This window comes from Mesorhizobium sp. M1273, from assembly GCF_040318195.1.
Classification (GTDB): Bacteria; Pseudomonadota; Alphaproteobacteria; order Rhizobiales; family Rhizobiaceae; genus Mesorhizobium.
The window spans coordinates 269,986-287,757 of sequence record NZ_JAMYLV010000002.1; the positions used below are offsets into that span (position 1 = coordinate 269,986).

Genomic DNA, 17,772 nt, shown 5'->3' on the forward strand with positions numbered 1-17,772 from the left:
CTGGGCTCATCAGGCGGGTTCATCGGGTTAAGGCCATCGAATATGGCTGATTGGGCTCAGGGCCTACGGCCTTTTCCCGGTATCGGCAAGAACGCGAGCGAGTTTCAGCGCTGCAATCAGACTGCCGGCACGGGCGATGCCCTTGCCGGCGATGTCGAAGGCGGTGCCGTGGTCGGGCGAGGTGCGGACGAAGGGCAGGCCGAGCGTGACGTTGACCGCCTCGTCAAACGCCAGCGCCTTGGCCGGGATCAGCGCCTGGTCGTGATACATACAGAGCGCCACGTCGTAGCCGGCGCGGGCGCGAGCATGAAACAGCGTGTCGGCCGGCAACGGCCCGAAGGCGTCGATCCCTTCCTGCCTCAGCCGGTCGACCGCCGGGCGCACGATCCGCTCGTCTTCGGTGCCCATGGTGCCGCCTTCGCCGGCATGCGGGTTGAGGCCGGCAATGGCGAGCCGCGGCTTGGCAATTCCGAAGCGGTTCGCAAGGTCGGCGGCGGTGATGCGGCCGGTGGCGACGATAAGGTCCGTGGTCAGCGCTTTCGGCACCTCGGCCAGCGCGATGTGGATGGTGACCGGCACGGTGCGCAGGTCCGGTCCGGCAAGCAGCATCACCGGTATCACTTCGGTGCCGGTGTGAAGCGATGCCAGATGCGCCAGATATTCGGTGTGGCCGGGAAAGCGAAAGCCGGCGTCGTAGAGCGGCTTCTTGGCAATGGGGCAGGTGACGACTGCGGCGGCGCGGCCGGCCAGGCAGTCGGCAACTGCGCGGTCGATCGCCTCGATGATGCCGGCGGCGTTGGCTGGATCCGGGCGGCCGGGACTGTCGACGAAACGGGCAGCAAGCGCCACCACCGGCAGCGCGCGCGAAAACACCCCCGGCGCTAACGCCGGCGTCGTCTCGGCAATCGCGATATCGGTGCCGAGCCTGTGCGCTCGCACGGCAATCAGTGCCGGATCGGCAAGGAGATAAAATGACGGAACGCCAGCGCTTTCGCGGGCCTGCCAAGCAGCGATGGCGATGTCCGGCCCCACGCCGGACGGATCGCCGACGCTCAACGCCAGCGGAAGCTCTGCGTCAGCCACGGCGCTTCGACTTCAGCGCTCGATTATGCGGGCTTTCTTCCGCAACTCCTCGACATATTTCTTCGAGAGTTCGTCGGCGTTCTTGTCGCTCGAACCTTCACTCTGGAACACCATCTGCGCGGCTTTGTCGTCTGACACTTCGCGCGACGAGCAGATGCCGATGAATTCGACACCGCGGTCGGTTTCGCGCGTCGTGGTGGCGCCGCCGACCTTTGTAGCCTTTATCTGCTCGGCCCAGTCCGCCGGCAATTGCGGCGCCAGCACCCGGCCGAGATCACGAACGGTGACATCGATCAGGCCCTTGGCGAATTCGCGCGTGGTGTTGCAGCCGTTGAAGCGGGCGCGCATAGCGTCGGCTTCGCGTTTGCGCTTGGCCAGCGTCGCGCTGCGCTCGGCCGCCGGCACCACGAAGATGACCTGCTGCAGCATGTACTCTGTGGCGCTCGGTTTGCTGCCGCCTTTTTCGAGCATGCGCTTGACGAGGTCCTGCTCGCTCATGGCGCCGCCGCCGTCGCTAGAACGGTGACGCGCGGTCAGCGCCTGGTTCCAGGCCATCTGCGCCCGGATAAAGTCCTTGAAATGCTCCTTGGTGACGCCGGATTGCGCCATCGCGCCGTCAAGCTGCTTGAGCGGCATCTTGTTGCTGGTGGCGAAACGCTGATAAGCGGCATCGACCTGCTCGTCGCTGATGCGGATGCCGAGCCGCCGGGCTTCGGCCAGGCGCAGCGTCTGGTCGATCATTTCCTGGCCGGCATCGCCCTTTCTGTGCTGCAGGCGCAGGAAAGCGGCCCGATGCTGGATGTCGCCGGTGGTGATCGGTATATTGTTGACGACGTATTTGATCTCGGTGGCGAAAACTGGCCGCGTCACCGCGGTGGTCGAGAACGCCACCAGCAGCGCGAACCCTGCCGAAAAGAGGTATTTCCTCATCGAAAGCATCCCAATTCCATCCCGATTCAGCCGAACCTATCCCAGTTCAGGCCGTCAAAATTCGTGCCTGCTCTATGCGGCGAAACAATGTCGTCCGCCAGCCGCCCCGTTGCCGACCGCTGCCCGTTATTGGATGGTGTCGATGGAGCGTTGCGACGAGCCGAAATCGCCGAGCGTGCGGAACGACAGGTTGAAGCCGACGTTCTGCGATACTTCCTTGGTGTTCAGGTCACGTCTTTCCGAAAACGTCATCAAATAGGTAAAGCACGAATCACTATAGGCAAAGCCGACCCCGTCCTTGACCAGAACGCTCTGCTCCAGATCATATGTGCCGGTGCCAAAGACGCGCCAATTCTCGGCAAGATGTGTCGAGGCGCCGAGCGTAACCTCATGGCGATCGGTTGAGAAGCCATAGAGTGGCTGCGCCTGGATGAAGGCGTATTTGGCGCTCAGCGATACCGGCAGGCCTGAAAAGGCGGCCTTTACCTCAGCGCGGCGGATCTCGAAGCTTTGCTCGTCGAAACGGCCGCTGACCGAGCCGGAAAACCCGCTGGGGCTGTTGAAGCCGACAAGGCCGACATAGTCGGAGGTTGCAGTTTCAAGGCCTGAATAGGCGCCGACATTGACCAGGTCCGGCGTGCCGAACGAGTTCTGGCCGCCCAGCTGGTAGGATTGGCCGAACACCGCATTGGTGCCCCAGCCATTGTCATATGCGCCGGAATAGCGCAGCCCGACATTGGCGCGTGTGCCGCCTTCCATGCGGTCATAGCCCGAGAATTTGTCGCGCTCGAACAGCGTCGTGGCGTCGAAGACGAAGCTCTGGGCGTCCTCGTTGGGGACCGCCAGCCCGCCGACATATTGCTCGTTCGGACGCATGAATACCTGCGCCATCGGTTCGAAGACATGGCTGGAACTGGTCATCGAAAACAGCACCGGCCAGCGCATCTCAAGGCCGGCGGTCGCCATGTAGCGGGCAAGCGATGAACGCATATCGTCCTCGACGCCGAGATTGGTCGCCATCTGGTTGACGGCGTCGAGCGAGGCCGAGGAGGCGTTAACGTAGCCGGCGTCGCCGCGCAGCGCCAGGAGCGGTGTCAGCAGCAGCCCGCCATCGGTGGTGAAGGTGCGCTTCCATTCGGCTTCCGCGGTAAGGCGCCCGGATTGACCGTCGATGCCGCGGACGTTGTTGACGGACGAAGGGATGCCCGAATTTGCAAGAGCCGTATCGAGCCTGTCGCGGTCAATGACCCGCGCGTTGACGTCGAACGACAGCTGCCCGCCGGCCACCGGCATGTCGGGGATATAGGCGTAGTCGAGCGAGGGCAGCACCCAGGGCTGCTTGGCGGCGCGTGCAGTCGGATCGCTGGCGAGCGTGTCTTCCTGAACCTCAAAGTGCATGGCGCGCACGTCGAAGTAATTGCGATCGTTGAGCCCCGTCAGATACACGTCGGAGCGGTGCACGCTATCGTTGAAGCCATCGATGTCGTAGGTGCGCGAGAAATTCTTATCGCTCTGCAGCAGGATGTCCCAGCCGAAGTCCCAGCGCGGGTTGATGGCGAACTGGCCCTGGGTGCCCATCATGCCGCGGAACCTGTTCGGGTCGCCTTCGGTACCCGAATTCACGTTGTGGCCATTGTCGTCGATGAAGGCGTCGGGATTCTCCTGCCGGATGCCCGCAATCTTCAGGCTGTACTGACCGTTGTTGAAGCGCTGCCTCCACTCGGCCTCACCGAGGAAACCTTGCTTGGTATAGCCGCTGCCAGTGACAGTGAGATCGTAGGTCGGCGAGAGCGCGAAATAATAGGGGACTTTAACACCGACGCCGAGATCGCTCTTGTAGGCGACGCCGGGGATCAGGAAGCCGCTCTTGCGCTTGACCGTTGGGTCGGCGATCTCGAAAGCCGGCAGATAGGCCAGCGGAAAGCCGAAGAACTCGAAATTCGAGTTCTCGAAGCGAACCGTCTTCTTCTCGCCGTTCCAGATGATCTTCCTGGCCTTGATACGCCAGGTCGGCGCTTTGTCGGGCTTGTCCTCGCACGGCTCGCAGGCGGTGTAGACGCCATTGTGGAACGTCGTCAGCACGCCGCCCATGCGCTCCGCGCTTTCGGCGGCGAAATACGCCTTGTCTATGGTCTCGACCCGCAGCGCGTTGACGAAGCCGTCGGCGAAATCGTCAGTGATGTCGGCATGTTGCGAATAGATTTTGGTGCCGTCGCTATTGACGAGTTCGACATTGCCGCTGGCGACGAGGCGTTTGGTGTTGCGGTTGTATTCGACCCGCTGGGCGACGAGACGGTTGCCGCCGTAGTCGATCTGGACGCCGCCGACAGCCGTCACGGTCTGCTTGTCGTTGTCGTAGACCAGCGTATCGGCTGCCAGCAGCATCTGCGTGCCGCTCGGAACCTTCGTTGCCAGCTCACTGACGTCCTGGGCAAAAGCCGAAGCAACCGGGGCGGCGCTGGCAAGCAGGCATGCCAAGGCGCTCGCCGCAGAGAGGCGTGCCAAACCGGCGTGCCTATGGCTGCGCAAAACCGCCTCCCTCACTAGCCGTCTTCCTTGTATAGCAGGAATGTCACCCCGAAGAACATAGCCACGACAACCGGGACCCAAGCCGCTACGGCCGTGGGTACGAATCCCGCTACGCCGAATGCCTTGACCAGCACCGAAACGACATAAAGCAGAAAGCCGGCCACGATGCCACCCAGAATCATCGTTGCCGACTGCCCCATCCTCGCAAATCGCATTGATACCGTTGCCGCAATCAGCGTCATCGCGACAAGCAGGAAGGGCAGCGCAATCAGGGAATTGAACTGCATGGCGAAGGCGTTTGCCTTGAGGCCGAAGGAGCGGGCCACTTCGATCTTGCCGGGCAGATCGTAGAAGGGAATGGTCTCAGGGCGCGCCAACCGCTCTTGCACGAATTCCGGCTTGAGATTGGTCGGCAGCCGGTCGCTGGGTAACGACTGGATGGTACCGTCCCGGAACACCTTGACGTCCTGCAATTCCCAGTAGCCGTCCCGCAAAAAGGCGCGCGCCGCATCCTTGCGCTCGATGATGTCGCCTTGCGGGCTGAAGCTGAAGAAGACCGCGTCGGCCATCTCCAGGCCTTGATTGAGAATGGCGCGCGCGCCGATGATGGTGTCGCCGGCGTTGGTTTTCTGCCTGATCCAGGGCGCAGCATCGGCCGAGACGCTGTTCGACTTGCCCGAACGGAGCTGGGTCTCGATCTCCTCGGACCAGGAATAGGCGTGCGCGGCTACCGGATTGATGACGCCGACCGACAAGGCCCCAAACAGCAGCGCCCCGATGCAGCACGGCAGCAGGAATTGCCATGCGGAAACCCCGGCGGAACGGGCAATGACCAATTCGTATTTGCGGTTGAGCGACACCAACGTCGCCATCGCCGAGAACAGGCCGACGAACGGCACCGTCTGCAGCATGATCATCGGCATCCTGAGCCCCGAAATGGCGAACGCAGTTGCGTAGGTGAAGCCCGGCACGCCGGTCGTGCGGCCGGAAAGCTCGGTGAAATCGATCAGGAACACCAGCGCCAAGAGGCCGATGAAGAACCAGATGGTGATCGTCACATAGCGAAAGAAGAAGTACCGACCCAGAGTCCAGCCCATCAGCCGGCTCCCTGTCCGGATGCGCCACGCCCGGCAAAACGGAGCTTGATGGCGCTCCAGCCCTCACTGAAGCGGCCGGCAAGATTGGTTATCCAATCGGCCCAGGCAACCGGCAGTTCCATGGTCCGGTTGGAAACAATGAACCAGATGGCGATCGCCGATGCCACGATCGGGACGCCGTAGACCATATAGGCATATTGCGGCACCTTGTCGGCCTTGCCGGCGGCAAAGAACCCGAGCCAGCGCACGAACAGCGCGATCGCGATTGCCGTGATCAGCGGGTGCACACGCGCCTCGCGATGCGAGCGTGCATCTCCGGCGACGGCGAGCGCGATCAGCGCGAAGACGAGCGAATAGGACCACTCGGAAAAACGCTGGTTGAGCTCGGCCAGGTACCTGTTCGGCTTTTGTTGGTACATCTTGTCGTTCGGACTGGGATTGAGCAGATACTGGGTCGTCCGGTCCTTCGGCAAAAGCAGGATGTCAGATGATGCCGACATGAAAGCGGACAAGTCGAAGGCGTAGGAGGTGAACCGGATCACCGAGAGGTCGCCGGTCATGGTTTTGCGATGGATGACGCCGTCATTCATCATCAGCACCTTCTCGTCGCCGCGTTCGATGATGCTGCCGGTCTTGGCGTAGTAGATGAGATTGACGCCTTCTTCGCGCGAATCGGCGACGAAGATGCCGCCGAGACGGTTGTCGGGAAGCCGTTCGCCAACCTGCAGGAACAGGCCGTCATCGATCTTGCGGAAGGTGCCTTCCTGGATGATCAACGACAACAGATCGGCACGCGATGACGCAATCAACTCGCGGTTCTTCTGGCGTGCGTAAGGGTCGACGCCATTGTCGACGGCGAAGGAAAAAACGCTGGCTGCAAGTGCCAGAAGCATGATCGGCCTGACGATGGTCCAGCGTGAAGCGCCGGCGGCATTGATGACGGCCAGCTCCGAATCAGAATTCATCACGCTGAGGATCTGGGCGACCGCGACCACCAGGGCGAACGGCACGACGATCGGAACGATCGTCGGGATGATCAGCGCTGCGACTTCGAAGAAGGTGAGGGCCGACTGACCGCTATCGGTGACGAGGTCGATGCGGGCGAGCACCTGAGTCGTCCAGACGATCGCCAGCGTCCAGACGAGCGCCAGCGCGAATACCGCGAAAGCACGGCGCATGATGTAACGTTCAACGACCTTCATGAAGGCTTTTCTCGGCGATTTCGAACGGCATCATGCCTTGGAACAAGGTAGTCGTCCGGCGCCGGCTGCACAACTGGCTCAGTTTGGCGGTTCGATCTGGGTTCTGTCCCGGATCGCAAAATCCGCTGGGCCGGAGTGTCGGCGGCAATGGATAAGAAAGGGCGAACATTGTTGGTTAACAACAGGTTGCGGCGGGAAGCGGGGCCGTGCCGCGACGAATCGTGGATGGTTCGATATCGCATATGGGAGCGATTTCGGCCAAAGTCTTGTCAAATGCGGCAAAACGACCAAATGTCGCGCCGGTCGCGACCGCCGCGGCGTGATAAGACGGGTCAGGATCTGTTGAGTCCCAGCATGGAAGCGGAAAAATTGCGCGGTCAAACCGGTCGGGAAACCGTCTTTGACGGCGCGATCGTGGTCGGCGCCGGCGCGGCCGGCCTTGCCGCCGCCCACGCCTTGATGAAGGCCGGCGTACCGACGCTCGTCCTGGAAAAGGAGAGCCGGCTTGCTGAACCCTGGCATCGGCGGCACCAGCGGCTGCACCTCAATACGCATCGCGATCTCTCGACGCTGCCCGGCATCGGCTATCCCGCAGGCACCCCGGCTTTTCCGCATAAATCGGCCGTCATTCGCCATCTGAACGATTTCAGCCAGGCGCATGGTCTGCCGGTCGCATTCGGCGTTGTCGTTGAAGAGATCACGTTCGATGGCGATCACTGGACCGTGCGGACGAACGCCGGACGTCGTCTGGCGCGTCATGTCGTCGTCGCCACCGGGCGCGACCGGCAGCCGTTTATTCCCGCGTGGAAAGGCATGAAGGATTTTGCAGGCCGGATTATCCATTCGGCCGATTTTGGCGAGGCGAAGGACTACGTCGGCAAAAGGGTGCTGGTCGTCGGAGCCGGCAATTCGGGGTTCGACGCACTCAACCATCTTGCGAATGCAGATGCCCAAAGCATCTGGCTGTCGGCCCGCAACGGCCCGTCGCTGCTGCCGAAACGCATCGGCAAGGTCGCCGTCCACAGGCTTTCACCGTTGATGGCGAGCTTGCCGGTGCGGCTGGCCGATGCGGTGATGGCGACAACCCAGCGCCTGGTTTTCGGCGACCTGACGAAATTTGGGCTTCCGCCGGCTCCTATAGGCGGTGCGAGCCGTCTGAGCGCCGACTACACCGCGATCGCAGCCGATGACGGCGCCGTCCGCGCCATAAAGGCAGGCACGATCGTGGTGGTGCCACCATTGCGGGAATTTACCCAAGACGGCATCGTATTGAATGACGGCAGGTCGATCACGCCCGATATCGTCATTGCGGCGACCGGCTATCGCACCGGTCTGGAGCAGATGTTCGGCAAGCTCGGCGTTCTCGACGGCAAGGGCGTTCCGCTTTTCAACGGCGGCGATGCCGATCCGAAATTGCCCGGTCTGTGGTTTACCGGCATGCGGCCGAGCATTCGCGGTTGTTTCGCTAACGCCCGCATTCAGGCCAGGGCGATAGCGGCGCGGATTGTCAAGCAGCGATGATGAGCCGGACTATGCCGACTGTTCCGCCCGCAATAGACACGCCTTGTTGAAAGGTGCTCGAACCGAAAGGTCAATGGTCATGACGCCAGTCAGCATTCGCTACATGGTCGATGATGTCGCCGCCTCGATCGACTTCTACTGTGGACATCTGGGCTTCGCTGTTGAACAGGACGCGCGACCGGCTTTTGCTTCCGTGACACGCGGCGCTTTACGGCTCCTTCTAAGCGGCCCCGGCAGTTCGGGTGCACGGGCGATGCCGGATGGCCGGCAGCCGGTGCCGGGAGGTTGGAATCGCATCCTGTTGGTGGTGCCGGACCTGAAAGAAGAGGTTGCGCGCCTCAAGAGTGCTGGACTTGTCTTTCGCAACGATATCATAACGGGCGTCGGCGGTTCCCAGACGCTGCTCGAAGATCCATCGGGCAATGTTATCGAGCTGTTTCAACCCGCCGCTCACTGACGAACGTTTCTCGCAATAATCCAACTCACTTCCCCGAAAGCAGGACATGATGAATTCGAGACCCTCGATCGCCTTTGCCAAATTCGCCGCGCCCAAAAAAGGCAGCGTTTTCGTTCTGGTGACCGACGAGGGCGGCCTCAGCGATGCCGCCAGGGCTTGCGATCCGGCAAAGACCCTCGAGCGGGCTTTTCCGGTCGCCGACTTCACCGGCAAATTCGCCAGCCTGGTCGAAGTGCTGGCACCGGAAGGGACATCGATCGAGCGGCTGGTGGCGGTCGGTGCCGGCAAGGGCTCCAATCTCGATGATTACGCCTGGCTGAAGCTCGGCGGCACGATTGCCGCATCCTTTCGCAAGGCAACCGAAGTGGCCGTCGTGCTCGATCTTCCCGGTGCGGTCGTCAGCGGCAGGCAAGCCGTTCAGCTTGCAGCGGGCATCCTGCTGCGCAGCTATTCCTTCGACAAATACAAGACCAAAAAGAACAATGGTGACGACAGGCGCGAGCCAAAAAAGCCGGTCAAGGTGACTATTCACACCGCCGATCCGGCAGCTGCAAAGAAGGCCTTCGCCGATGAAGCGGCGGTGATCGACGGCGTCTTGCTGGCGCGCGATTTGGTCAATGAACCGGCCAATGTTTTGGGACCGGTGGAATTCGCCGCCCGCATCGCCGAACTGGAGGCGCTCGGCGTCACGGTCGAGATCCTGGCCGAGAAGGAGATGAAGAAGCTCGGCATGGGTTCGCTGCTGGGCGTAGCGCAGGGTTCGCCGCGTGGCGCCCGCATCGCGGTCATGCGGTGGGACGGCGGCAAGGCCAAGGAAAGCCCGGTCGCCTTCGTCGGCAAGGGCGTCACCTTCGACACCGGCGGCAATTCGATCAAGCCGGCGTCCGGCATGGAGGACATGAAGGGCGACATGGGCGGCGCTGCTGCCGTCACCGGCCTGATGCACGCGCTGGCCGCGCGCAAGGCGAAGGTCAATGTCGTCGGCATTGTCGGGCTGGTTGAAAATGCCGTCGACGGCCACGCTCAGCGACCGGGCGACATTGTCACCTCGATGTCGGGTCAGACTATCGAAGTGCTCAATACCGACGCCGAGGGCCGCCTGGTACTGGCCGATGCGCTCTGGTACTGCAACGACCGCTTCCAGCCGAAATTCATGATCAATCTGGCGACGCTGACCGGCGCCATCATGGTCGCGCTCGGCCAGCATTATGCCGGCCTGTTCTCCAACAATGACGAGTTGGCGGACCGGCTGACGGCGGCCGGACAGGCGACGCAGGAGCGGGTGTGGCGCATGCCGCTCGGTGCCGAATACGACAAGCTGATCGATTCCAAGAATGCTGACATGAAGAACATCGGCGGTCGCCATGGCGGCGCCATTATCGCCGCGCAGTTCCTGCAGCGCTTCGTCAAGGACACGCCCTGGGCGCATCTCGACATCGCCGGCACGGCGATGGGCGCGCCTTCCAACGAGATCAACCAGTCATGGGCTTCCGGCTTCGGCGTCAGGCTGCTCGACCGGCTGGTGCGCGATCATTACGAGCAATGAGCGGCTGGGGCGGGACTCCGACAATGTAGACTGAACGCATGGCCGAGATTCTGTTTTATCACCTGACCGAATCGACGCTGGAGGATGCGTTGCCCGGCCTCCTGGAGCGCAGTATCGATCGCGGCTGGCGTGCCGTGGTGCAGACCGGCACCGAGGAACGGCGCGACGCGCTGGACCAGCATCTGTGGACTTTCCGGGACGATTCGTTCCTGGCCCACGCAACGGATCGCGAAGCCCATCCCGCCGAGCAGCCGGTGCTTCTGACCGTCGGCCCTGACAATCCGAACCAGGCGCAGATACGCTTCCTGGTCGATGGGGCGGTGCCGCCGGAGCTTGGCGGCTACCAGCGCGCCGTGTTCCTGTTCGACGGCCACGATGCAGCCCAGCTAGAGGCGGCACGCACGCACTGGAAGACAATGAAGGAGGCCGGCCACACCGTGACCTACTGGCAGCAAACGCCCGACCGGCGCTGGGAGCGCAAGGCTTAGAGAATTTGCAGCCAAGTGGAATCACCGGCGCCGCAAGAGTGCGACGACAAAAAGATGGACCGCCAGCTATTCAGAAGACCGGAGCAAGCCCGATGCCGCCCGATGAACGAACGCCAGGCATGCCGATAGATGCCGCACTTGTTCGCCGGCTGATTGCCGCGCAGTTCCCCAAATGGGCGGACCTGCCGGTAGAGACGGTCGAGCCTGGCGGCTGGGACAACCGCACGTTCCGGCTGGGCGACAGCATGTCGGTGCGGCTGCCGAGCGCTGCCGCCTATGTCGCCCAGGTCGAGAAGGAGCATCGCTGGCTGCCCCGCATGGCGCCTCACCTGCCTCTGCCGATACCCGTGCCGCTGGCCAAAGGCGCGCCCGGGGAAGGCTATCCATGGCCTTGGTCCGTCTATCGCTGGCTTGGCGGCAGACCGGCGGCTGGTGGACTGATTGCCGATCTTACCGAGTTCGCCCGTTCGCTGGCCGGCTTTCTGGTTGCGCTCTACCGGATCGACGCTGCCGATGGGCCACCGGCAGGGCAGCATAATTTCCACCGCGGTGGCCGGCTTTCGGTCTACGACGCCGAGACCCGAGCCGCGCTCTCGGCGCTCGGCGGCCGCATCGACAAGGCCGCCGCCGAGGCCGTGTGGGCGACGGCCCTTGCCTCGCGATGGCAACGGCCGCCGGTCTGGGTCCATGGCGACGTCGCCTCGGGCAATCTGCTCGTCGAAGATGGCAAGCTCTACGCGGTCGTCGATTTCGGTAGTTCGGCTATCGGCGATCCTGCCTGTGACCTGGTGATCGCGTGGACGGAATTTTACGGCGAGAGCCGTCAGGCGTTCCGCGACGCCATTGCCCTTGACGAGCACAGCTGGGCGCGCGCACGGGGCTGGGCGTTGTGGAAGGCGCTGATCGTCGCTTCGGGACATGACGGCAACCAGCGCGAGGCGGAAAAATCGTGGCGGGTCATCGATGAGGTGCTGGCGGATCACACAAACAGTCGAAGCGGGAAGGCTAATTCAGTCTGAACGCGTCCCGCTCTAATAACGAAAGCATCACTGCCCGCCCATCTCCTTCCTGAACGTATCGAAATCGACCTGCATGCCGTTGAAGATGGTGCTCCAATGGCGGGTCAGCGCTGAAACGGCGACCGCCTCCTGGATCTCCTCGTCGGTGGCGCCGGCGCGCTTGGCGTCCTGCGTGTCCGACCAGATACAGTAGTTGCACGGGATTTGCGCCGCCACCGCCAGCGAGATCAGCGACTTGACCTTCGGCGGCAGCGCCGTCTTGTCGCTGAGCTGGATGGCCTTGACCTCGGCCCATGCACCGGGCAGACCGACTTTCGGGAACTGCATTACGAAACTCGGTACGCCGCCCATGGTCGACTGGATGTCCTTGACGGTCGCGTCATACTCATCGGCATAAGAAGGAGCTGCAGCCAGGGTCAACACACAGGTGGCGGCGAGCAGGCAGGCGCGGCGAATGGAAGAATGCGTTGATGAAAGAGTACGATAGGCAGACATGACATTCTCCTCTGGCGTTTGTTGGCCTTACGGTGTAAGGTAACGTCGAAAATGAACTTTACATCGTAAGTTGTCAAGCGGCACCATGGACACATCGATCAAAAAAAAGCGACCGCGCGGCCGGCTGTCTCGCGAGATGATCGAGAATGCCGCTTTGAAGGTGATCGAGAGCGAGGGCCTCGCCGGGTTTTCGATGCGCAAGCTGGCGGCAGAACTCGGCTGCGAAGCCATGAGCATCTATCACCACTTTCCTTCGGTGGCGTATCTCTTCGAAGCCTTGGTGGATCGGCTGATCGGCTCCCTCGAAATGCCCGACGCGGACCTCCCTTGGCGACAAAGGTTACGCATTGCCGTGCAGGATTTCCGCCGCGTCGCGCGTGAGCACCCGGCCTTTGCCACGTTCCTTGTAACCTACCGGATGAATTCGCCGACCTGTCTCACTTGGCTGAACGGCATCCTTGGCCTGTTCGAGGCCGGCGGCTTCGGACCGCAACTGGGTGCGCGGCTGTTCCGCACCACCGGCTATTATCTGATGGGTGCCATCCTCGACGAGACTGCCGGCTATGCAAAGGGGCCTTCGGCCGTGACCATCGTCAGCGACGAGCAACTGGCGCAGGATTTTCCAAAAGTAGCTGCGGCCGGGCGTTATTTCGGCACCGCCGAATTCGACCGGACGTTTGATCTCGGCCTTGACATGCTCCTGGACGAAATGGAGCGCGCCCGCGACGGCACCATCGCGCCGAATACCGGGACTTGACCTCATGCGCTCCCTGTTCGCCCTGATACTGCTCATCGGTACCGGCATCGGCGTCGTCTATCCCTGGGCGATGACCAATTTCTCCGGCCGTGAGATCGGCACCTGGCGGGTTTACGACCAGGGCCGGTTCAAGCCGGTGACCGTGCCCCTGAGCGCACGCGACGGGCCGCTACGCCTGCTGGTCGACCTTACGGCAAGAGCCGAGCGCATCGTCTCGCAGCAGCGCACTGTGTTGACCCTCACTGCCGCCACCGGCGGCAGGACGGTGCTCGCCTCGACGCTGCAGTTCAATCACTCCGACAATCCGCGCCAGGTCAGCCCGCAACTGCCGGACAGGATCTTTCGCGACGAGGCTGGCCTGATCCCGACCGTTACCCCTGGTTCCTACATCTTCACCGTCGGTCCGGGCGACGCCGAAGGCATTCCGATGCGGGCCGTCGATCTCGTCCTGCGCTCGGGGGCCGGCGAGGTCGACCGCCGGGCGCGCCCGGTTGGTTTTTCCCTGATGGCGGCGGGCCTGGTCGGGCTGGTGCTGGCATTCCGTTTCGGCGGCCGTCGGCCGGAAAATCCGAACTCGCAGCCGCCACCGCCGCGCTGGGGCAGGGGCTCCAATTGAACTATCGTCATGCCTACCATGCCGGGAACTTCGCCGACGTCGTCAAGCATGTCGTGCTCAGCCGGCTGATTGAATATCTGAAACAGAAGGACAAGGCGTTTCGGGTCATCGACACCCATGCCGGGATCGGCCGTTACGATCTGTCCTCGACCGAAGCGCAAAAGACCGGCGAATGGCAAGGCGGCATCGGCCGGCTCGTCGATGCGGCCCTCGATGCGCCGGCGGCAGCACTGCTGGCGCCGTATCTTGAAGCCGTCCGCTCGCTCAATCCGGACGGCGGCATGAAAAAATACCCGGGTTCGCCGCTGATCGCCCGGCACCTGATGCGCAAGCAGGACCGGCTGTCGGCGGTCGAACTGCACCCTAAGGATGCCGCCAGGCTGAAGGCGCTGTTCGACGGCGACTTCCAGACCCGGGTGATCGAGCTCGACGGCTGGCTGGCCCTCGGCGCGCATCTGCCGCCAAAGGAAAAGCGCGGCCTCGTGCTCATCGATCCGCCTTTCGAGGAAGAGGGCGAGTTCGGTCGCTTGGTCGACGGGCTGCAAAGAGCCCATCGGCGCTGGCCAGGAGGGATTTACGCGCTGTGGTATCCGCTCAAGGACCGCAGGGCGGTCGCCGCCTTCCGCAAGGCGCTGAAGCAGACGGGCATTTCGAAGCTGCTCGACATCGGTTTTGAGATCAGGCCGGACGCCGTCGAGCCGAGCCTCGACGGCTGCGGCATGGTGGTGGTCAATCCGCCCTTCACGCTGGAAGGCGAGTTACGGACGCTGCTGCCGGCGCTGCACCGGCTGCTTGCACTTGAGCAGCCGTCGCATTGGACGCTGGATTGGCTGGCGGGAGAGTAGTTTGAGGGCGCGGCCCTGCCGTTCCGTCAGCGCAACCATCGTCACCACAACCACGGTCGCTACAACCGCTTGACCGCGCGTCAGCGAATCCGCACAGTGCGCGTAGTCGACCTTGAGAGGCTGCCATGACTCGCTTCGCCCAATCCGCCCTTGCCGCACTGCTCGCCTTTTGCACGCCGCTGGCTGCGCCTCTTGGCGTCACCCAGGCAGTCCAGGCGGCCGACCTTGCAATCTATACCGACGAGGATAGCGGCGTCTGCGGCGAGGCCTGGGTGCTGAACAAGATCACCGACCGCTTCTCCTATCAGGTGCATCACGTGCCGCATCTGCCGGATGTGCAGATCGTCGACTTCCAGCGCATCCACCAGCATCGCTATCTGCCGGCCGACGACACCTGGCCGATCGGCCGCCGTTATTGCGGCGCCACCGTCAGCCTCTCCGACGGCGGCGCTCGCACCATCTGGTACCTGATCGAAGAAGGCCAGGGCTTTGCCTCGATCGGCGACAATGTCGAATTCTGCGTCTCGGGCTTCGACCGCTGGATGGTCTACAACGGCCGCTGCCGCGTCCTGCGCTGACCAGCGCTTTCCGATCCCGACGGATTGTTGCGTCACTTAGGTGGTCGAGAAAAGGAACACCTGACGGCCATCAGGATCACGGACGATCACACGTCGGCCCATAGCCGTCGCCTTGACGTCCGCAATGATTCCAAAGCCGTTGGCCTTGGCGGCAGAAGCAGCTTCATCTGCGTTGGCGACTTCGAAGCCGATCATCGTTCCCGCTCCTTCCGGCGTCGTTGCTTCTGCCGGGTAGAGTTCGATCGCAAGCCCTTCACCTTGGAACGCGAAATGTATCGGACCGGAGCCATGCTGCTCTTGCCTGAAGACAATTCCAAAATTCGCGTAGAAAGCCGCGGCTGATCTGGGATCAGCCGAAAACCATGTGACAAATGCCAAGCTCGGCAAGGAGGACATTCATACCTCTCTGGTGTTGAGGGTCCAAGGTCGGACGAGGTTGCGAAAATCGGAGACTTCCATGCATGTCAACGCCAACCGACCACATCGATCATTTTGCGGGGGAAACAGCACCACATGGATTCGCTTGTTTATACTGTTACTCTCGGCGCGGTCGTTGCAGGCTTCGTCCAGGGGCTTTCCGGGTTCGCTTTCAGCCTGGTTGCCATGTCCATTTGGGTTTGGACCGTGGAGCCCCAGCTTGCTGCCGCCATGGCGGTCTTTGGGGCGCTCACCGGCCAGATCATCGCCGCCGTCACCGTCCGCCGGGGCTTCGACCTCAAGCTTCTGCTGCCATTCCTGATCGGGGGGATCATCGGGATTCCGGTCGGTGTCGCCATCCTGCCTTTGCTGGATGTGCAGTTGTTCAAGTTGGTCTTCGGAGCGCTGCTGGTCGTTTGGTGTCCCTTGATGCTCTTTGCGCCTCGCCTCCCTCCCATCACGGTCGGGGGTCCTGTTGCAGACGGTGCAATAGGTCTGGTCGGCGGCATCATGGGTGGACTTGGCGGCTTCACCGGCCCGGTTCCAACGCTGTGGTGCGTGCTGCGCCAATGGGAAAAGGACAGGCAGCGTATTGTCATCCAGAATTTCAACCTTGTGACCCTCTCCATGACGATGGCTGCCTATCTTGCGGCCGGAAAGATCAAGCTCGAAATGCTGCCGATGTTTGCCCTCGTCGCGCCGGCGATGTTGATACCGACACTCCTTGGCGCGAGACTCTACATCGGCGTTAGCGAGGCGACTTTTCGAACGATCGTCCTCACACTCTTGGCCGCATCAGGTGGGGCATTGTTGGTATCGTCCTTGCCGCGCCTCATAAGCCGGGTTTGAACGACACACAGAAATCGCGACTTCCGCCGTGCCATGCGTTATCGACCGATGCGGCCTGCTCCCGATAGGTAGGCGCAGATCAGTTCGACGAGTTGCTTTTGCAGCTCCGGCACGGCGAGCATGTTCCGGCGTGCCGCGTTATGGATCACACCTTCGATCGCTGACGACAGCACGCGCGCAACTGCCTCCGTGTCGGCGCCTTTCCTTGGTTTGCGATAAGTGGCGACAGCAGTCGCATAGTGATTGAGGTATTGTGCCTGGAACGAAGCATGGGCGGCCCTGGAGCCGCGATCGCCCGGCGCCTCGTCGAGCAGCACCTGATGTAGTGTCGGGTGAATGCTGTGCGCGGCGATCATGCCGCGCACCAGCTCCTGCGCGAATTTCCTGAGCGGCTTTTGGTCTTCCGCCGAATCGCGAATGACCGACAGCACATGATCGAAGTGACGGCGCCGGACGGCAGCGAGCAGGGAAAGCTTGTCGGGAAAATACTGGTAGAGCGTGCCGATGCTTACACCTGCTGTCTCGGCAATCTTGTTGGTGGTGAAGCCGGCCCACCCCAGCCCGCTCAGAACATGAGCCGCCGCCTCTATGATCGCCTCGACGGTTGCCCTGGAACGCGCCTGGCGCGGCTGTTTGCGCATGCGCGGATGCGGTTTTGCAATGCGAGTAGACACGTTCGCCCATTCTCCTGAAAATATAAACAACATACTCGCATTTCCGGAAAAGGACACCGACCATGAATGCGCTCGCTCTGCTTCGCAGCCTGTTTGCCTATCAGGTCTGGGCCAATGAGGAACTGCTGGAAAAGCTCGCGAATCTCGACCCGCATGTTCACGGCAAGGAACGGCAGGCCGTGATACGGCTCGTCGATCACAGCCATGTGGTGTCGCGGATATTCTCGGCGCACCTGGTTGACGCAAGCCATGGCTACTCCGCCGACACCACCGAGGACACGCCGGCGTTCGACGAACTTCGCGCCGCAGTCGCAGCGACCGATCGCTGGTATCTCGATTATCTCGAAACCGTCTCGTCGCGGCAGCTGTCCGAGCCCGTCGCATTCGTGTTCACCGACGGGGATAAGGCATTGATGTCGCGACAGGAAATGCTGACCCACGTCGTACTGCACGGCGGCTATCATCGCGGTGAAGCGGGGCGCATCCTGGCGCAGATTTCGGTCATGCCGCCATGGGATACCTTCGCCGTCCATCTCCACAGGGCCGAGCCTTCGCGCCGGCTGCAGATAAGCCGTGAGCCGCTCGGCGCCTGAACGGCCAAGCGCTTTCGATCACGCGGTCGCCTCGACCGGATCTATCGAACGATATCCTGTCCTTCAGAAATGCGAG

The 17,772-nt window shown here is 62.3% G+C and carries 19 protein-coding genes; 11 read left to right on the top strand and 8 right to left on the bottom strand.

The features are described from left to right. Positions 1-63: 63 nt before the first annotated feature. The 5 genes from pdxA to lptF form a co-directional block, all read right to left on the bottom strand. Positions 64-1,083 carry a 4-hydroxythreonine-4-phosphate dehydrogenase PdxA gene (pdxA, locus tag NKH30_RS03805; protein WP_352972736.1) on the bottom strand — a complete coding sequence of 340 codons (1,020 nt, stop codon included), beginning with the start codon at positions 1,081-1,083 and terminating at the stop codon, positions 64-66. 12 nt (positions 1,084-1,095) lie between these two features. Then, positions 1,096-2,022, bottom strand: coding sequence for a peptidylprolyl isomerase (locus tag NKH30_RS03810; protein ID WP_352453231.1), 927 nt, complete (start codon positions 2,020-2,022; stop codon positions 1,096-1,098). A gap of 117 nt (positions 2,023-2,139) precedes the next feature. Next, complete coding sequence (locus NKH30_RS03815; RefSeq protein ID WP_352972730.1) at positions 2,140-4,557, bottom strand: LPS-assembly protein LptD; 2,418 nt, start codon at positions 4,555-4,557, stop codon at positions 2,140-2,142. After that, the gene (gene lptG, locus NKH30_RS03820; protein ID WP_023677695.1) at positions 4,557-5,642 is read right to left on the bottom strand and encodes an LPS export ABC transporter permease LptG; all 1,086 of its coding nucleotides are present in this window, start codon (positions 5,640-5,642) and stop codon (positions 4,557-4,559) included. Before lptG ends, NKH30_RS03815 begins: the two co-directional genes overlap by 1 nt. Further along, positions 5,639-6,841 carry an LPS export ABC transporter permease LptF gene (gene lptF / locus NKH30_RS03825; protein WP_352453233.1) on the bottom strand — a complete coding sequence of 401 codons (1,203 nt, stop codon included), beginning with the start codon at positions 6,839-6,841 and terminating at the stop codon, positions 5,639-5,641. The genes lptG and lptF overlap by 4 nt, the downstream gene beginning before the upstream one ends. A gap of 354 nt (positions 6,842-7,195) precedes the next feature. Here lptF and NKH30_RS03830 point away from each other — a divergent pair, with 354 nt between their 5' ends. The 5 genes from NKH30_RS03830 to NKH30_RS03850 all read left to right on the top strand — a co-directional run bounded on the left by NKH30_RS03830 (position 7,196) and on the right by NKH30_RS03850 (position 11,872). Further along, positions 7,196-8,362, top strand: a complete 1,167-nt coding sequence (locus tag NKH30_RS03830) for a flavin-containing monooxygenase (RefSeq protein ID WP_352972720.1) — start codon at positions 7,196-7,198, stop codon at positions 8,360-8,362. A 73-nt stretch (positions 8,363-8,435) separates the two neighbouring features. Beyond that, entirely contained in the window at positions 8,436-8,819 is a 384-nt protein-coding gene (locus NKH30_RS03835) for a VOC family protein (protein WP_352471101.1), read from the top strand. Positions 8,820-8,868: 49 nt separating this feature from the next. After that, on the top strand, positions 8,869-10,365 hold the full coding sequence (locus tag NKH30_RS03840) for a leucyl aminopeptidase (RefSeq protein WP_352501914.1): 1,497 nt from the start codon (positions 8,869-8,871) through the stop codon (positions 10,363-10,365). A gap of 38 nt (positions 10,366-10,403) precedes the next feature. Further along, the gene (locus NKH30_RS03845) at positions 10,404-10,853 is read left to right on the top strand and encodes a DNA polymerase III subunit chi (RefSeq protein ID WP_023719810.1); all 450 of its coding nucleotides are present in this window, start codon (positions 10,404-10,406) and stop codon (positions 10,851-10,853) included. Between the two features lie 119 nt (positions 10,854-10,972). Further along, the gene (locus tag NKH30_RS03850) at positions 10,973-11,872 is read left to right on the top strand and encodes an aminoglycoside phosphotransferase family protein (protein ID WP_352994247.1); all 900 of its coding nucleotides are present in this window, start codon (positions 10,973-10,975) and stop codon (positions 11,870-11,872) included. A 27-nt stretch (positions 11,873-11,899) separates the two neighbouring features. Here the strand turns inward: NKH30_RS03850 and NKH30_RS03855 are convergent, their stop codons facing one another. Then, positions 11,900-12,367, bottom strand: a complete 468-nt coding sequence (locus NKH30_RS03855) for a carboxymuconolactone decarboxylase family protein (protein WP_352685017.1) — start codon at positions 12,365-12,367, stop codon at positions 11,900-11,902. A gap of 85 nt (positions 12,368-12,452) precedes the next feature. Here NKH30_RS03855 and NKH30_RS03860 point away from each other — a divergent pair, with 85 nt between their 5' ends. The 4 genes from NKH30_RS03860 (at position 12,453) to NKH30_RS03875 (ending at position 15,163) form a co-directional block, all read left to right on the top strand. Then, positions 12,453-13,124: a TetR/AcrR family transcriptional regulator gene (locus NKH30_RS03860; RefSeq protein ID WP_352994250.1), complete on the top strand. Its 672-nt coding sequence runs from the start codon at positions 12,453-12,455 to the stop codon at positions 13,122-13,124. Between the two features lie 4 nt (positions 13,125-13,128). Continuing rightward, on the top strand, positions 13,129-13,740 hold the full coding sequence (locus NKH30_RS03865; protein ID WP_352472592.1) for a hypothetical protein: 612 nt from the start codon (positions 13,129-13,131) through the stop codon (positions 13,738-13,740). After that, complete coding sequence (locus NKH30_RS03870; RefSeq protein WP_352501859.1) at positions 13,737-14,585, top strand: 23S rRNA (adenine(2030)-N(6))-methyltransferase RlmJ; 849 nt, start codon at positions 13,737-13,739, stop codon at positions 14,583-14,585. Before NKH30_RS03865 ends, NKH30_RS03870 begins: the two co-directional genes overlap by 4 nt. Positions 14,586-14,710: 125 nt before the next feature. Then, complete coding sequence (locus NKH30_RS03875; RefSeq protein WP_023677684.1) at positions 14,711-15,163, top strand: hypothetical protein; 453 nt, start codon at positions 14,711-14,713, stop codon at positions 15,161-15,163. Positions 15,164-15,199: 36 nt separating this feature from the next. On the opposite strand, the gene NKH30_RS03880 is transcribed toward NKH30_RS03875, so the two are convergent. After that, a complete protein-coding gene (locus NKH30_RS03880) occupies positions 15,200-15,559 on the bottom strand; it encodes a VOC family protein (RefSeq protein ID WP_352472594.1) in 360 nt (119 codons plus the stop codon). 117 nt (positions 15,560-15,676) lie between these two features. Between NKH30_RS03880 and NKH30_RS03885 the strand changes: the two genes are divergently transcribed. After that, entirely contained in the window at positions 15,677-16,429 is a 753-nt protein-coding gene (locus NKH30_RS03885) for a sulfite exporter TauE/SafE family protein (protein ID WP_352994253.1), read from the top strand. A gap of 38 nt (positions 16,430-16,467) precedes the next feature. Here the strand turns inward: NKH30_RS03885 and NKH30_RS03890 are convergent, their stop codons facing one another. Then, the gene (locus NKH30_RS03890; protein WP_502911453.1) at positions 16,468-17,103 is read right to left on the bottom strand and encodes a TetR/AcrR family transcriptional regulator; all 636 of its coding nucleotides are present in this window, start codon (positions 17,101-17,103) and stop codon (positions 16,468-16,470) included. 62 nt (positions 17,104-17,165) lie between these two features. Here NKH30_RS03890 and NKH30_RS03895 point away from each other — a divergent pair, with 62 nt between their 5' ends. Beyond that, positions 17,166-17,696 (top strand): DinB family protein, encoded by a 531-nt coding sequence (locus NKH30_RS03895; RefSeq protein ID WP_352994256.1) that lies wholly within the window; start codon positions 17,166-17,168, stop codon positions 17,694-17,696. Positions 17,697-17,772: the final 76 nt, after the last annotated feature.

Bases quoted from the DNA above. Each gene is read 5' to 3' on its own strand.
- NKH30_RS03860 (WP_352994250.1), top strand. From the start codon at position 12,453: ATGGACACATCGATCAAAAAAAAGCGACCGCGCGGCCGGCTGTCTCGC.
- NKH30_RS03810 (WP_352453231.1), bottom strand. From the start codon at position 2,022: ATGCTTTCGATGAGGAAATACCTCTTTTCGGCAGGGTTCGCGCTGCTG.
- NKH30_RS03875 (WP_023677684.1), top strand. From the start codon at position 14,711: ATGACTCGCTTCGCCCAATCCGCCCTTGCCGCACTGCTCGCCTTTTGC.
- NKH30_RS03855 (WP_352685017.1), bottom strand. From the start codon at position 12,367: ATGTCTGCCTATCGTACTCTTTCATCAACGCATTCTTCCATTCGCCGC.
- NKH30_RS03835 (WP_352471101.1), top strand. From the start codon at position 8,436: ATGGTCATGACGCCAGTCAGCATTCGCTACATGGTCGATGATGTCGCC.
- NKH30_RS03845 (WP_023719810.1), top strand. From the start codon at position 10,404: ATGGCCGAGATTCTGTTTTATCACCTGACCGAATCGACGCTGGAGGAT.
- NKH30_RS03830 (WP_352972720.1), top strand. From the start codon at position 7,196: ATGGAAGCGGAAAAATTGCGCGGTCAAACCGGTCGGGAAACCGTCTTT.
- NKH30_RS03850 (WP_352994247.1), top strand. From the start codon at position 10,973: ATGCCGATAGATGCCGCACTTGTTCGCCGGCTGATTGCCGCGCAGTTC.
- NKH30_RS03885 (WP_352994253.1), top strand. From the start codon at position 15,677: ATGGATTCGCTTGTTTATACTGTTACTCTCGGCGCGGTCGTTGCAGGC.
- NKH30_RS03880 (WP_352472594.1), bottom strand. From the start codon at position 15,559: ATGTCCTCCTTGCCGAGCTTGGCATTTGTCACATGGTTTTCGGCTGAT.
- NKH30_RS03895 (WP_352994256.1), top strand. From the start codon at position 17,166: ATGAATGCGCTCGCTCTGCTTCGCAGCCTGTTTGCCTATCAGGTCTGG.
- NKH30_RS03865 (WP_352472592.1), top strand. From the start codon at position 13,129: ATGCGCTCCCTGTTCGCCCTGATACTGCTCATCGGTACCGGCATCGGC.
- NKH30_RS03840 (WP_352501914.1), top strand. From the start codon at position 8,869: ATGAATTCGAGACCCTCGATCGCCTTTGCCAAATTCGCCGCGCCCAAA.
- lptF (WP_352453233.1), bottom strand. From the start codon at position 6,841: ATGAAGGTCGTTGAACGTTACATCATGCGCCGTGCTTTCGCGGTATTC.